Origin of the sequence: Micromonospora sp. WMMA1949 (assembly GCF_027460145.1) — a bacterium.
Lineage (GTDB): Bacteria > Actinomycetota > Actinomycetes > Mycobacteriales > Micromonosporaceae > Micromonospora.
Genome location: NZ_JAPZBG010000001.1, coordinates 5675289 through 5688082 on the forward strand (window position 1 = coordinate 5675289; position 12794 = coordinate 5688082).

The window sequence follows — 12794 nt, forward strand, 5'->3', positions numbered from 1 at the left end:
GCTCGTTGTGTCCCCCGTACCGCCGGAACCCAAACACCTACCCGGCGGTAGTCCCTCGAGGGGCGCTCACCCCGGAGCGCGTCGTAACGATCGAAAGGGCAACCATCGTGAAGCAGCACTTCACTCGATGGCTCCCCGCCATCGCGAAGACCGCCGTGGCGAAGAACGCCGTCACGAAGACCGTCGCCGTCGCCAAGAACCGCCGCGCCGCGCTGAGCGTGGCGGGCGTGGCCGTCCTGGGCGGCCTGGCCGTCGGACCCGTCGCCGTGGCCGCACCGGTCACCAGCGGGCCGCACGCCGGCGCCAAGGCCGCCATCGACCTGGCCACCGGCAAGAAGACCTCCACCGAGGCGGTCAAGCCCGGCCAGACCACCGGCCTGGACAAGGTGCCGACCCGGGCCGACCGGCCGGCCAAGGAGAAGCTCGTGCCGCACGGCGTCGAGGGCGCGCAGTCGCGCATCCCGCTCGACGACGCGCAGCTCGACAACGCCAAGGCCATCGTCGAGGCGGCCAAGGAGACGGGCGTGGGGGAGCGGGGCGCCGTGATCGGCGTCGCGACCTCGCTGCAGGAGTCGAAGCTGTACAACCTGGGTCACCTCGGCGCGTACAACGACCACGACTCGGAGGGCCTGTTCCAGCAGCGCCCGTCGTCCGGTTGGGGCACGTCCGAGCAGATCACCGACCCGGAGTACTCCAGCAAGGCGTTCTTCAACGCGCTGAAGAACGTCGGCGGCTGGCACGAGCTGCCGCTGACCACCGCCGCGCAGACCGTCCAGGTGTCCGCCTACCCGTACGCGTACGCGCAGTGGGAGGAGCAGGCGGCGGACATCGTCCAGCAGGTCTGGTGACCCACCCGTAGCGAACGGCCGGCCCCTCCCCGGGGGCCGGCCGTTCTCGTCGATCTTGGACTTCTGGCACCTCGCAGACCTCGGATAACGGACATCCTGGGCGCCACAACTCCAAGATCGGCGGGGAGGGGGCGGGATGGGCGGACCTGTGGGCGGGGTGTCCGGATCCGCTGTGGTGGGGGGCACTCCGTGGGCGGAATCGGGGGCGGGCGGGCGGCGTTGTAACCCGGTGCACGACCGCAGCGGCGCCACCGAGCGCCCGCCCGACGGGAATGGTCCGGGGCCGCCGGTCGTTGCAGATGCACCCGGCACGCTTCGCGCTGCCGGATCCCCCCGAGAACCTCTCTGAGCGCCTGACGGTGCCCACGCATCCCCCCGATGCGTCGACCCCCGAACGGAGCCCACCATGAACACGATCCTGCGCAAGAGCATCCTCGGTATCGCCGGTCTCGCCTTCACCGGTGGCGTGTTCGCCGGTCCGGTCGCCGCCCACGCGGCGGAGACCGCCACGCCGGCCGCCGTCGCGGTCCAGGGCGTGAGCCCGCAGGGTACGCAGTCGCACGTCGACCTGAACGACGAGCAGCTCGCCAACGCCAAGGCCATCATCGCGGCCACCAAGAAGGCGGGCATGCCCGAGCGGGCCGCGGTCGTCTCGATCGCCACCGCGCTGCAGGAGTCGAAGCTGGAGAACCTGGGTCACCTGGGTGACCGCAACGACCACGACTCGCTGGGCCTGTTCCAGCAGCGGCCGTCCAGCGGCTGGGGTACGCCGGAGCAGATCACCGACCCCGAGTACTCGACGCTGGCGTTCCTCAAGGGCCTCAAGCAGGTCGACGGCTGGCAGGACATGCCGCTGACCGAGGCCGCGCAGACCGTGCAGGTCAGCGCCTACCCCGACGCGTACGCGCAGTGGGAGAAGCAGGCCGCCGAGATCGTCGCCGAGCACTGGAACAAGTAAGACCCTGACGAAAGGCCGGCACCCGATCCGGGTGCCGGCCTTTCGCGTGCCCTCAGCCGCTGTGCGCGGCGAGCCACGACAGCACCGGTTCGACCACCGACGGGTCCAGCGGCTGCTTCGCCTCGTCCCGGTACGCCCGCAGCGACGGCGGGCCGGGCCGGCGGCGCAGCACGTGGGTGACGTCCGGCAGCACCTGAGTCTGCACCGGCCCGCCCGCGTGCGCCGCGACGACCGGCAGGTCCGCCGGGTCGGTCTGGAGATCCTTGTCGCCGGTGAGCGCGAGGATCGGGGCGTCGATCCGGGCGAGGTCCGGCCGGGGGTCGTAGCGCAGGAACTCCCGGAACCAGCGGGCGTTGAGCCGCTGCCCGCCGACCCACGCCACGTCCTTGTCGGTGGCGAGGATCTTCTCGTGGTTGCGGGCCACCTTCGCCACCAGGTCGGTGCGGGTGAGCCGGAGCACCAGGCGTACCGGCGCGGGCAGCGTGGGCAGCAGCCGGCCGGCCTGCCAGCGCAGCACCTCGGCGCCGGCGCGTCCCGGCGCGGAGAGCAGGACCAGGCCGGCCACCGGGACGCCGCGCGCGGCGAGCGCGACAGCGGTGAGCGCGCCCTCGCTGTGCCCGACCAGGAACATCCGCCCGGCGTCCACGGCCGGGTCGTCGCGCAGCGCCGCGAACACCGCTGCCGCGTCGTCGACGTTGTCGTGGAAGCCGGTACGCAGGAACTCACCGCTGCTCTCGCCGACGCCCCGCCTGTCGTACCGGGCGGTGGCGATCCCGGCCCTGGCGAGCGCGGCGGCCAGGTGCCGCTGGATGCCCAGGGGCAGGCGGCGGTGGTCCCCGTCGCGGTTGATCGGCCCGGAGCCGGGCAGCAGCAGCGCCACCGGGTGCGGCCCGGCGCCGTCGGGCAGGGTGAGCGTGCCGGACAGCCGGTGCTCGCCCGAGTCGACGGCGAGCGGACGGTCGATCGTCACGGCAGCACCGCCGCGGCCAGGGCGGTGGCGTCGTCGGCGCCGATGAGCAGGGAGTCGTACGCCTGGCCGGTGAGGGTGATGCGGACGGCCGGCTGGCCGCCGCGGACGCTGACGAATTCCTTGCCGGCCCGGCCGCGCCAGGTGCCGACGTTGCGCGTGCGGGGGACGCCGAGGCCGGGTGCCCGGATGCCGCGGGTGGCGCGCGCCCCGTCGGGCACGACGACGGCGCCGCTGACGGCGGATCGGGGGAACGACAGGTCGCCGCGCAGGGCCCAGATCTTCTCGGCGGGGGTGAGCCGGACGTCGATCCGGTCGGGGGTGAGGTCGATGGTGGCCATCGGCGAACTCCTCGCTTCTGTTATCGTCAGTGAGAACATTACCGGAGGCGATAACAAAAAGGGGAGCCACTGTGGCACTCGACACCGTGGAGCTGCTGATGCACCCGGTCCGGCTGCGCATCGTCCAGGCGTTCCTGGGCGGTCGCACGCTCACCACCACCGACCTGCGCACCGAACTGAGCGACGTACCACCGGCCACCCTCTACCGGCAGGTCGCCACGCTCGCCGACCACGGCGTGCTGCGCACGGTGGCCGAGCGGCGGGCCCGCGGCGCGGTCGAGCGCACCTACCGGCTCGTCGAGGCCGCCGCGTCGGTCGGCCCGGACGAGGCCCGGGCCATGAGCCCGCAGCGGCACCGGCAGGCGTTCCTCACCTTCGTCGCGGGTCTGCTCGCCGACTTCGACGGCTACCTCGACCGCGGCGACGCCGACCTGGTCCGTGACGTGGCCGGCTACCGGCAGAACGCGTTCCACGCCACCGACGCCGAGACCGCCGACTTCGTGACCCGGTTCCGGGAGTTGTTCGCCGAGTACGCGGCGCTCGGCCCCGGACCCGGCCGCACCCGGCGGCTGCTCACCACCGTTCTGCTGCCCGCCGCCGATCAGGAGCGGCCCGCGGACCGCCGGTGACCGAGCACGATGTCCGCCACGGCGGCGCCGAGCGCCAGCACCACGATCCCGGCGGCGAGCAGCAGTGAGTGGCGGAACGCCGTACTCCAGTCGCCGCGGTCGTCGGCGAGTGTGGAGAAGAACAGCGCGCCCACCGCGGCGATGCCGGCGGCCGACCCGATCCGCTGCCCGGTCTGCAGCATCCCGGCGCCGCTGCCGGCCATCGGCACCGGCACCTCGGACAGCGTGAGCGTCTGGTTCGGCGCGATCACCAGGCCGCTGCCCAGCCCGGCGACGAGCAACGGCAGCGCGGTCCGCAGCGGCACGTTCTCGTGCGGCCCACCGGCCAGCACCAGGTCGGTCGCGACCAGCCCGACCACCACGGCGAGCAGGCCGATTCCCACGAGCGGACGGCCGTACCGGGTGACCACCCGGCCGCCGAGCGCGGAGGCGAGCGCCGAACCCAGCGCGAACGGGGTGATCGCCAGGCCCGCCACCAGCGCGCTGTAGCCGAGGCCCATCTGGAGGTAGAGCGTGAAGATGAAGAAGATCGCGGTGAACCCGGCGAAGTAGATCAGGCCGATCAGCGCCCCCAGCGTGTACGAGCGCACCGTGAACAGCCGCAGGTCGAACAGGGGCTGGGCGCGGCGGGCGTACCGGTGCTCCCAGAGCGCGAACCCGGCCAGCAGCAGCAGGCCGACGGGGATCAGGAGCCACTTGCCCGGGCCGCGCCACTGCTCCCGCTGCACCAGCGGCAGCAGGATCACCGTCACCCCGGCGCCGAGCAGCAGCACACCGAGCGGGTCGAGCCGGCCCCGACCGGCGGGATTCGTCGCCCGGGCCGGCATCAGCCGCCAGCCGAGCAGCATCGCCACGATCCCGACCGGGATGTTCACGAAGAACACCCACCGCCAGCCGTGTTCGGCGCCGCCGAGCTCGATGAGCAGCCCGCCGAGCAGCGGGCCGACGGCGGTGGAGATGCCGATCGTCGCGCCCAGCAGCCCGAACGCCCGGCCCCGGTCCGCGCCCCGGAACAACTCCTGGATCATGCCGCTGACCTGCGGGTTGACCACACCGGCGGCGGCGCCCTGGACGAGCCGGGCGACGACCAGCCACTCCGGCGAGCGGGCCAGGCCGGCCAGCGCGCTGGTCAGCGTGAACAGGCCCACCCCGACCACGAACGCGGTACGCCGCCCGCGCGCGTCGCCGAACCGCCCGGCCGGCACCAGCACCAGCCCGAACGTCAGCGCGTACCCGGACAGCACCCACTGCAGATCGCTCGGCGTGGCGTGCAGCGCCCGATCGATCGACGGCACCGCGACGTTGACGATGCTGACGTCCAGCAGCGTCATGAACGCCGCGATCAGGCCGACGCTCAGCGCGCGCCAGCGGCGCCGGTCGTCGTACCCGGTGTCAGGCACCGCCGTCGACGACCGGCCCTCGCTCATCGTGCCCCCCACTGACCGTCGATCATCCGACTCCGATCGCTACCCGGCACCCGGTGGGGCAAACGACCCGATCACGCCATCTGGCGCGCGCACCACCGGGGCCCGAAGTCCAGGCCGGACATCGGGGAGTCCTCGCGATGCAGCAGCCCTCGCTCGGTGAGCGAGTGCAGCGGCTCGCGCAGTTCCTCCTCGGTCATCCCGGTCTCCTGGGCGATCAGGTCCGGGTAGGGGACGTGTCCCTGCACCTCCAGCGCGGACACCGCCTGGTAGACCCGTTCCTCGACCGCAGACAGCTGGACCTGAGGCATCGCTTCCCTCCTCGGCGTGGACCGCCCGACCCGCGGACGGCCGGCGACCGGCGGTTACCCGGGCGGGCGGCGATGATGCCCACCCGAACGACTGTCGTACCGGCGCTCCGGCGAAACGGTGCCCTAGGCTGCACCAGTGATCATCTGGGATCTGGTCGTGGTCGGCGGCGGGCCGGCCGGACTCTCCGCCGCGCACGCCGCCGCCCGGGCCGGCGTCCGCACGCTGGTGGTCGAACGGGCCACCCACCCCCGGTACAAGACCTGCGGTGGCGGCCTGATCGGCACCTCGCTCGCCGAGGCCGCCGACCGGGTCGAGGTGCCCGCCCACGACCGGGTCGACCGGGTCACGTTCACCCGCGACGGGCGACGCGCGTTCACCCGCCGGCACCCCGCGCCGCTGGTCACCATGATCCGCCGGGAGGAGTTCGACGACCGGCTGCGCGCCGCCGCCGTCGCCGCCGGGGCGCGGGTCCGCGAGGGCGTCGCGGTCCGCGCCGTCGAGCAGGACACCGACGAGGTACGCCTGCGTCTGGCCGGCGGCGAGACGGTACGCGCGCGTGCCGTGATCGGCGCGGACGGCTCCTCGGGTGTGACGGCACGCCACGTCGGTGTCCGTTTCCGCCAGGTCGACCTCGGGCTGGAACTGGAACTGCCGGTGGAGGGTGCCGAACGGGAGCGCTGGCGCGGCCGGGTGCTGCTCGACTGGGGGCCGCTGCCCGGCTCCTACGCGTGGGTGTTCCCCAAGGGCGACCGGCTCACGGTGGGTGTCATCTCCGCCCGGGGCGACGGCGACCGCACCCGCGCCTACCTGCGCGACTTCACCGCCCGGCTCGGCCTGTCCGGGGTGACGCCGGAGCACGACTCCGGTCACCTGACCCGCTGCCGCACCGGGGACTCCCCGCTGCGCCACGGCCGGGTGCTGGTCGCCGGGGACGCTGCCGGGCTGCTGGAACCGTGGAGCCGGGAGGGGATCAGCTACGCGCTGCGCTCGGGCCGGCTGGCCGGTGAGGCGGTGGCCGCCGGTGACCTCCACGCGTACGCCCGGGAGGTCGACCGGCGGCTGGTACCCGAGATGCGCGCCGGGCACCGGCTGCTGGAGACGTTCGAGCGGCGGCCCGACGTGTTCCACGCGATGCTCGCGAGCCCGCCCGGCTGGCGGATGTTCGTGCGGTTCTGCCAGGGGCGGGCGAGCTTCGCCGAGATGCTCGACCGGCGGCCGGTACGCGCCGGGCTGGCGCTGCTCGACCGCCTGCCCGCGAGGGCGCGGGCAACCGCCGGTTAGCCTGACCCGGTGACCGACTGGGATCTCGTCTGCGAGCGCGACTACGCGGTGCCGGACGGCCGCGACCCGGACGACCTCGTCGCCGAACTCGCCGCCGCGCTGCGCGATCCCGACCCGGCGGTCCGGGACGGCGCACCGTACGTGGTGCTGCGCACCTGGACAGCCCGGGACGTCATCGACGCCGACCACCGGGCGAAGCTGGGCGCGATCATGGCCGAGCGGTTCACCGACCCGGAGATCCAGGCCCGCACGTTCGCGCCGCTGGTGCTCGACATGATCGTCAGCCGGGGCGACCTCGATCCGGCCTGGCTCGCCGCGTTCCGCGCCTGGTACCCGGCCGAGACGGACCTGCGCGGGTACGACGCGAAGCTCGGCTGGCTGCACGCGGTGGCCCACGGCGCCGACCTGCTGGCTGGACCCGGTCGCGGCGAGCTACGCCGCGCTGCCCCGGGGCACCACCCCGGCCCACGCCTCGAACAGCATGCGGACGCTGCGGGCGCTCTACGTCCTGCTGGACACCGGGATCGGGCTGCGCCGCCACGACGAGCCGCTGCCGCAGCCACACCGGGACGCGGTCAAGGCACGCCTGGCCGAGGTGCTCGCCCCGGCCTTCCAGCACGGCTGAGGAGCCCCGGTCAGGGGACGATGACGGCCCGCCCGTGCACGTCGCCCCGGCGCAGTGCCTCGTACGCCTGCGGCGCCTCCGCGAGGGGGAACGTCTGCACGTCGGCGCGCAGCCGGCCGTCGCGGGCCAGCGCGATCACCTCCTGCAGTTCGGCCCGGGTGCCCCAGAACGGCACCACCACACCGGCCTCGAACGGCACCGGTGGCGGCTCGTCAGCGACCGGCCGTACCGGCAGCGTGCCGCCGGCCAGGCCCACCAGCAGGATCTGCCCGCCGGTGGCGACGACCTGACGGGCGGTGTCCAGTGTGGGCTGGGCGCCGACGAAGTCGAGGACCACGTCCGCGCCGTCCGGTGGCGGCCCGACCAGCTCGCGGATCTTGTCCACCGCGTCCGGGCCGGCCTGCACCGTGTGGTGGGCGCCGAGCCGGCCGGCCAAGTCCAGCGCCGCGGTGCTGGTGTCCACCGCGACGACCCGCACCGCGGTGGTGGCGAGCAGGATCTGCAACCCCATGTGCCCGAGCCCGCCGATGCCGATCACCACGCACGTCGTGCCGGGCCGCAGCCGGGGCCGGGCCAGCTCCACCGCGTGGTACGGGGTCAGCCCGGCGTCGGTCAGCGGCGCCGCCTGGGTCAGGTCCATGTCGCCGATCGGCAGCAGCCGGGACACCGGCACCACCACGTACTCGGCCAGCCCGCCGTCGCGGCTGAGCCCGATGCCGCCGACCGGGGTGACCCGGCACCGGTTCTCCTCACCCCGCAGGCAGGCCCGGCACCGGCCGCAGCCGATGATCCCGTAGACCGCGGCCCGGTCGCCGGGCGACCAGCCGTCCACCCCGGCGCCGACCGTGTCGACGGTGCCGGCGATCTCGTGTCCCAGCGTCATCGGGGTCGGGAACACCCCGGCCGGCGCCTCGAGGATGTGCAGGTCCGAATGGCAGGCCCCGACCGCGCCGACGCGCAGCAGCACCTCACCGGGGCCGGGCTGCGGTGTGGGCACCTCCGTGTGCTCCAGCACCCCGGGTGCGGTCATCCGTACTGCGCGCATGTCTCCTCCACCTCGTCGGGTCGTCGCGGCGGCATACCCGTGCCGTGACGGTTGATGCGCTGACGGGAGGGGCGGGCGCACAATGCGGTCATGACCGAGCCGGCCGAGTCGTTCACCGACGAGGAGTACGCGTTCCTGCGGCACGTCCGCTTCGGCGAACTGCCGGCCCGGGTACGCCCGGACGACCTGACGGGGTCCGTGGAGACCGAGACCCCGCCGGACCGGCCGGACCCGGTCGGCGGGGAGTCGGAGTGGCACCTGCGCGCGGGCGGCTGACGAGGCCCGGGCACCCGCCCAGACCCCGCCCCCGCACGGTCAGAAGACCGGCACGCCCTCGCGGACCAGCTTCCAGTTGGGCACGAAGAAGTCGGCCGGGTCGATGACGCCCTTGGCCTGCGCCCAGTCGATGAGCAGCTGGCGGATCTCCTGCTGGGCGTTGTAGACCTGGGTCTTCACGATGCCCGGGAAGTTGCCGCCGCCGCTGCGCCGGTAGTTGTTCACCGCCACCACGAACCGGGCGTCCGCCGCGACCGGGGTGTCGGTGCCGGCCAGCACCAGGCGGGTGATCCGCCGGCCGACCGGCTCGGCGATGTCGATGTCGTAGTCGACGCCGGAGAACACGTCGTAGTTGTAGTCCGGCACCGCCGGGTCGCTGATCGTCTCCGGGTTCACCGGCGCACCCGCGGGCAGCGTGACGAAGTACTTCGCCGAGTACTCCAGGTACGCCTTCACCTCGGCGCCGGTCAGCACGACCGCCTCCAGCGTGTTGTCGTACACGTAGAGGCCCGCCACGTCGCGGATGCGCACGTCGCCCTGCGGGAACACCGCGGTACGGCTGAACGGCGCGGCGATGGACAGCACCGGCAGGCCCGCGTACTCGCCGCCCGCGAGGGCCTCGGTGACCACCTCGGTCTGGACGTGGTTGATGAAGTCCAGGATCGGGGTGTCCTTGTACCGCGACTCGGCGGCGGACAGCTCCACGCTGGACTGCGCGACGACGCGGTTGACGTACTCCACGGTCGTGGCGTGCTGGCCCCGCACGGCCGCGAGCACCGCCGGGTCCTCGGCCACCGTGTTGGTGTTCAGCGTGGTGGCCGACTTGGCGGTGACCGTCCAGCGGCCCTTCTCCCGGGCCAGCGTGAAGTCCATCCGGGTCAGCCGCTGGCCCCACTTCGACGGCTCCGAGGTGAGGACCCGCTCGCCGGTGGTGAGGTTGGTGACGAACTTCTCCGGCACCTCGTTGTGCGCGTGGCCGAACAGGATCGCGTCGATGCCGGGCACCTGCTCGGCGATCAGCGCGGTCGGGTTCTCGTTCGGCAGCTCCGGGCCGTAGCTCGAGGTGCCGCTGTCGCCGCCGTGCGCGGAGATGACGACCAGGTCGGCACCGCGGCGGCGCATCTCCGGCACCCACTTCGCGGCGGTGGCGACCATGTCGGCGAAGACCAGGCGGCCCTCGACGTTGCCCTTGTCCCAGATGGCCACGCCGGGGTTGGTCAGGCCGAGGATGCCCACGCGCAGCTTCGGGGCGCCGTGCCCGCCGAGCTTGACCTCCTTGATCACGTACGGGAGGAACGCCGGCTTGCCGGTCTTCGCGTTGAGCGCGTTCGCCGCGAGGGCCGGGAAGCCGAGCTGCTCGATCCAGGTGGCCAGCAGCGGCAGGCCGTAGTTGAACTCGTGGTTGCCGAGCGTCACCGCGTCGTACCGGAGGATGTTCATGGCTCGGGCCATCGGGTGCGTCTCACCGGTGGTGGTTATCGGCTCCTGCTTGGCGTAGTACGTCGCCAGCGGCGTGCCCTGGATCGTGTCACCGGCGTCGAGGACCAGCGTCGCCTTGCCCTTGCGCTCGGCGCGGATCTGGTTGACCAGGGTGGCGAGCTTCGCGACGCCGACGTCGTTGTGCTTGCTGTCGTCGAACTCCGCGTCCTTGTAGTAGTCCCAGTTGTAGACGTTGCCGTGGGTGTCCGACGTGCCGAGGATCGTCAGGTCCCAGGTCTTCGGCTGCTTCGGCTTCGCCTCGGCGGGCGCGCCGGCCAGCAGGGGAGCGGTCGCGGCGGCGGCCGCGACGGCCAGCACCTGGCGCCGGGAGGCGCCGGAGGAGGAGGTCATGAGGTGCCTTTCCGAATGGGGGTACGCGCCTCGTGGGCGCCGTTGCGCACCATAACCACCACATGTCGCCTGCGCCACACCGGCCCGAATTGTTTCCCTTCCGGTCACACGCTGCTGTTTTCGCGCCGGTCACCGGGGTAGGGGCGCATCCATGAGCGAGGACCAGTTCACCCAGCAGCACCCGGCCGAGCAGTACGGACAGCGCGACGGGCAGCCGTCGCAACAGCAGACGCCGCCCGGCAACGAGCAGGAGATGGGGCCGAAGCCCGACCACGGCGAGGAGTCGTACCGGGGCAGCGACCGGCTCAGCGGCAAGCGCGCGATCATCACCGGCGGTGACTCCGGCATCGGCCGGGCCGTCGCGATCGCCTTCGCCCGCGAGGGCGCCGACGTGCTCGTCACGTATCTCGCCGACGAGGAGGAGAAGGACGCCCGGGAGACGGTCGCCCTGATCGAGCAGGCCGGGCGCACCGGCGTCGCGGTGCGGTGCGACCTGCGCGAGGAGGCCAACTGCCGCGCCCTGGTCGACCAGGCGCTGCGCGACCTCGGCGGCGTCGACATCCTGGTCAACAACGCGGCATACCAGATGTCGCAGGACAACGGCCTGCTCGACATCACCACCGAGCAGTTCGACCGGGTCTTCAAGACCAACGTGTACGCCATGTTCTGGCTCTGCAAGTTCGCGGTGCCGCACATGAAGGAGGGCTCGACGATCATCAACACGTCGTCGATCCAGGCGTTCGACCCGTCGCCGCAGCTGCTCGACTACGCCACCACCAAGGCGGCCATCGCCAACTTCACGAAGGCGCTCGCGCAGAACCTCGCCGAGCGGGGCATCCGGGTCAACGCGGTCGCGCCCGGTCCGATCTGGACGCCGCTGATCCCGGCCACCATGCCGGAGGAGAAGGTGAAGCAGTTCGGGACCGACACGCCGCTGGGCCGTCCGGGTCAGCCGGCCGAGCTGGCGCCCGCGTACGTCTACTTCGCCTCGCAGGAGTCCAGCTACGTCACCGGCGAGATCCTCGGCGTGACGGGTGGCCGACCGACGAAGTGAGCCGCGCTGGCTGGTGCAGTCGTGGCCTTCCGGTCCCGCGCTCGGCCGCCTGGTTCCGCTGCTCAGCGGGGCCAGGCGGCCATCCGGCGGCGGACCTCGGCGATCTGCGGCGCGTCCAGGCCGTAGCGGGTGAACCGCCTGTCGGCCAGCCCGTCGAGATAGCGGCCCGCGGCGCGCACGTCCTCGTCGTCCAGCGCCGGATCGACCTGCCGGGCCAGCTTCAGCAGCTCCGCCACGTTGTACCGGTCCAGCGCGGCGGAGACGTCGATGTAGTCGCGTACCTCCCGCCGGTTCACCAGCGCGGCGGTCTTGTTCGCGATCAGGTCCCGCACGTCCATGACCGGGCCGAGGTCCATCACCACCGGGCTGCGGTGCCGGTCCAGGCGGGCCAGGCTCAGGCGGATCTGCCGGCCGTCCCGGCTCACCACGAAGTCCCGCAGGTCCCGCTCGAAGCCGTCGAACACCTCGCCCAGCCCGCCCGGGTCCACCTCGGCCACCCGGTACCCGGCCCGTTCCAGCGCCGCGCGCACCCCGTCGGCCGCCGCCGCGGCGGCGCCCTCCACGTCGGCGAACAGGTCGACGTCCTCGGTGGGGCGGGTGACCAGTCCGTGCGCCGCCCACGCGACGCCGCCGCCGAGCACGAAGCGGTGCGGGCCGGCGGCGGCCAGCGCCACCCGGGCCACCTGCCGGTAGAAGCCGTGCGGATGGGTCACGCGGCGCGCAGGCTCCGGTGCCGGCCCTCCCAGGCCAGGCGTACGCCCCGGGGCAGGTTGAGCAGCGGCCACAGGCGGCGCAACGTGCCCGCGTGGATCAGCTCGCGCAGGTCCTCCACCCGGGTCGTCTCGCGCAGCACGTTCTCGTACATCCAGAGCAACTCGTCCGGGTCGCCCAGGTCGAACGCGCGTTCGCTGCTCCACATCAGGCGTACCGGCAGCTCGACGATGCCGGTGGTGGGACCGGTCAGCTCGTCCAGGGTGCGCGCCACCACGGCGGGTCGCCCGGGACGGGCGAGGTACGCGTGCGCGCTGACCGACATGGCATCAGGGTAACCCCAACCCGGCCCCTTCCCCGCGTCCCTTCCTCACCTCCCCTCCGCCCCCTCCCCGCCCCTTGTCGCGTCGATCATGAAGTTGACGGCACGGGGTGTCCGTTTTGTCGCCGTCAACCTCATGATCGACCGCCCGCTTGTCGGCAGCGCTCCCGC

General features: G+C 73.1%; 16 protein-coding genes and 1 pseudogene. 8 read left to right on the forward strand and 9 right to left on the reverse strand.

Annotated elements, in window-relative coordinates; translation table 11 throughout:
- Positions 1-107 precede the first annotated feature (107 nt).
- Both O7607_RS26470 and O7607_RS26475 read left to right on the forward strand, forming a co-directional pair.
- On the forward strand, positions 108-848 hold the full coding sequence (locus tag O7607_RS26470; RefSeq protein ID WP_269705996.1) for a hypothetical protein: 741 nt from the start codon (positions 108-110) through the stop codon (positions 846-848).
- A gap of 406 nt (positions 849-1254) precedes the next feature.
- Entirely contained in the window at positions 1255-1806 is a 552-nt protein-coding gene (locus tag O7607_RS26475) for a hypothetical protein (protein ID WP_269705997.1), read from the forward strand.
- Positions 1807-1858: 52 nt separating this feature from the next.
- Here O7607_RS26475 and O7607_RS26480 read toward each other — a convergent pair whose 3' ends face one another.
- Both O7607_RS26480 and O7607_RS26485 read right to left on the reverse strand, forming a co-directional pair.
- On the reverse strand, positions 1859-2776 hold the full coding sequence (locus O7607_RS26480; RefSeq protein WP_269705999.1) for an alpha/beta hydrolase family protein: 918 nt from the start codon (positions 2774-2776) through the stop codon (positions 1859-1861).
- Entirely contained in the window at positions 2773-3114 is a 342-nt protein-coding gene (locus O7607_RS26485; RefSeq protein WP_269706001.1) for a hypothetical protein, read from the reverse strand. Before O7607_RS26485 ends, O7607_RS26480 begins: the two co-directional genes overlap by 4 nt.
- Positions 3115-3185: 71 nt before the next feature.
- Between O7607_RS26485 and O7607_RS26490 the strand changes: the two genes are divergently transcribed.
- A complete protein-coding gene (locus tag O7607_RS26490) occupies positions 3186-3743 on the forward strand; it encodes a helix-turn-helix domain-containing protein (RefSeq protein WP_269706003.1) in 558 nt (185 codons plus the stop codon).
- On the opposite strand, the gene O7607_RS26495 is transcribed toward O7607_RS26490, so the two are convergent.
- Positions 3716-5170 (reverse strand): MFS transporter, encoded by a 1455-nt coding sequence (locus tag O7607_RS26495; protein WP_269706006.1) that lies wholly within the window; start codon positions 5168-5170, stop codon positions 3716-3718. The genes O7607_RS26490 and O7607_RS26495 overlap by 28 nt on opposite strands.
- 71 nt (positions 5171-5241) lie before the next feature.
- Positions 5242-5478, reverse strand: coding sequence for a hypothetical protein (locus O7607_RS26500; RefSeq protein WP_013286401.1), 237 nt, complete (start codon positions 5476-5478; stop codon positions 5242-5244).
- A gap of 136 nt (positions 5479-5614) precedes the next feature.
- On the opposite strand from O7607_RS26500, the gene O7607_RS26505 reads away from it, so the two are divergent.
- Positions 5615-6760 (forward strand): geranylgeranyl reductase family protein, encoded by a 1146-nt coding sequence (locus O7607_RS26505; protein ID WP_269706007.1) that lies wholly within the window; start codon positions 5615-5617, stop codon positions 6758-6760.
- Positions 6761-6801: 41 nt separating this feature from the next.
- Here O7607_RS26505 and O7607_RS26510 read toward each other — a convergent pair whose 3' ends face one another.
- The gene (locus O7607_RS26510; RefSeq protein ID WP_269706009.1) at positions 6802-7035 is read right to left on the reverse strand and encodes a hypothetical protein; all 234 of its coding nucleotides are present in this window, start codon (positions 7033-7035) and stop codon (positions 6802-6804) included.
- Between O7607_RS26510 and O7607_RS30620 the strand changes: the two are divergent.
- Both O7607_RS30620 and O7607_RS26515 read left to right on the forward strand, forming a co-directional pair.
- A pseudogene (locus O7607_RS30620) lies at positions 7034-7114 on the forward strand (hypothetical protein); the annotation flags it as partial. The gene O7607_RS26510 and the pseudogene O7607_RS30620 overlap by 2 nt on opposite strands.
- 127 nt (positions 7115-7241) lie before the next feature.
- Positions 7242-7385, forward strand: coding sequence for a hypothetical protein (locus O7607_RS26515; RefSeq protein WP_269706011.1), 144 nt, complete (start codon positions 7242-7244; stop codon positions 7383-7385).
- 10 nt (positions 7386-7395) lie between these two features.
- On the opposite strand, the gene O7607_RS26520 is transcribed toward O7607_RS26515, so the two are convergent.
- Positions 7396-8430 carry an NAD(P)-dependent alcohol dehydrogenase gene (locus O7607_RS26520; protein ID WP_269706013.1) on the reverse strand — a complete coding sequence of 345 codons (1035 nt, stop codon included), beginning with the start codon at positions 8428-8430 and terminating at the stop codon, positions 7396-7398.
- 90 nt (positions 8431-8520) lie between these two features.
- Here O7607_RS26520 and O7607_RS26525 point away from each other — a divergent pair, with 90 nt between their 5' ends.
- Positions 8521-8706 carry a hypothetical protein gene (locus tag O7607_RS26525; RefSeq protein ID WP_269706014.1) on the forward strand — a complete coding sequence of 62 codons (186 nt, stop codon included), beginning with the start codon at positions 8521-8523 and terminating at the stop codon, positions 8704-8706.
- Positions 8707-8745: 39 nt separating this feature from the next.
- Here the strand turns inward: O7607_RS26525 and O7607_RS26530 are convergent, their stop codons facing one another.
- Entirely contained in the window at positions 8746-10536 is a 1791-nt protein-coding gene (locus O7607_RS26530) for a bifunctional metallophosphatase/5'-nucleotidase (protein WP_269706016.1), read from the reverse strand.
- A gap of 151 nt (positions 10537-10687) precedes the next feature.
- On the opposite strand from O7607_RS26530, the gene O7607_RS26535 reads away from it, so the two are divergent.
- The gene (locus O7607_RS26535; RefSeq protein WP_269706019.1) at positions 10688-11590 is read left to right on the forward strand and encodes an SDR family oxidoreductase; all 903 of its coding nucleotides are present in this window, start codon (positions 10688-10690) and stop codon (positions 11588-11590) included.
- Between the two features lie 62 nt (positions 11591-11652).
- Here the strand turns inward: O7607_RS26535 and O7607_RS26540 are convergent, their stop codons facing one another.
- Positions 11653-12303: a nucleotidyl transferase AbiEii/AbiGii toxin family protein gene (locus O7607_RS26540; protein ID WP_269706022.1), complete on the reverse strand. Its 651-nt coding sequence runs from the start codon at positions 12301-12303 to the stop codon at positions 11653-11655.
- Positions 12300-12626, reverse strand: coding sequence for a hypothetical protein (locus O7607_RS26545; RefSeq protein WP_013476750.1), 327 nt, complete (start codon positions 12624-12626; stop codon positions 12300-12302). The genes O7607_RS26540 and O7607_RS26545 overlap by 4 nt, the downstream gene beginning before the upstream one ends.
- Positions 12627-12794 lie beyond the last annotated feature (168 nt).

What these genes read in the sequence shown, in the direction of transcription:
- O7607_RS26500 (WP_013286401.1), bottom strand. Translation starts at nt 5,478, where the DNA reads ATGCCTCAGGTCCAGCTGTCTGCGGTCGAGGAACGGGTCTACCAGGCG.
- O7607_RS26475 (WP_269705997.1), top strand. Translation starts at nt 1,255, where the DNA reads ATGAACACGATCCTGCGCAAGAGCATCCTCGGTATCGCCGGTCTCGCC.
- O7607_RS26510 (WP_269706009.1), bottom strand. Translation starts at nt 7,035, where the DNA reads ATGTCGAGCACCAGCGGCGCGAACGTGCGGGCCTGGATCTCCGGGTCG.
- O7607_RS26545 (WP_013476750.1), bottom strand. Translation starts at nt 12,626, where the DNA reads ATGTCGGTCAGCGCGCACGCGTACCTCGCCCGTCCCGGGCGACCCGCC.
- O7607_RS26525 (WP_269706014.1), top strand. Translation starts at nt 8,521, where the DNA reads ATGACCGAGCCGGCCGAGTCGTTCACCGACGAGGAGTACGCGTTCCTG.
- O7607_RS26485 (WP_269706001.1), bottom strand. Translation starts at nt 3,114, where the DNA reads ATGGCCACCATCGACCTCACCCCCGACCGGATCGACGTCCGGCTCACC.
- O7607_RS26495 (WP_269706006.1), bottom strand. Translation starts at nt 5,170, where the DNA reads ATGAGCGAGGGCCGGTCGTCGACGGCGGTGCCTGACACCGGGTACGAC.
- O7607_RS26520 (WP_269706013.1), bottom strand. Translation starts at nt 8,430, where the DNA reads ATGCGCGCAGTACGGATGACCGCACCCGGGGTGCTGGAGCACACGGAG.
- O7607_RS26515 (WP_269706011.1), top strand. Translation starts at nt 7,242, where the DNA reads ATGCGGACGCTGCGGGCGCTCTACGTCCTGCTGGACACCGGGATCGGG.
- O7607_RS26530 (WP_269706016.1), bottom strand. Translation starts at nt 10,536, where the DNA reads ATGACCTCCTCCTCCGGCGCCTCCCGGCGCCAGGTGCTGGCCGTCGCG.
- O7607_RS26535 (WP_269706019.1), top strand. Translation starts at nt 10,688, where the DNA reads ATGAGCGAGGACCAGTTCACCCAGCAGCACCCGGCCGAGCAGTACGGA.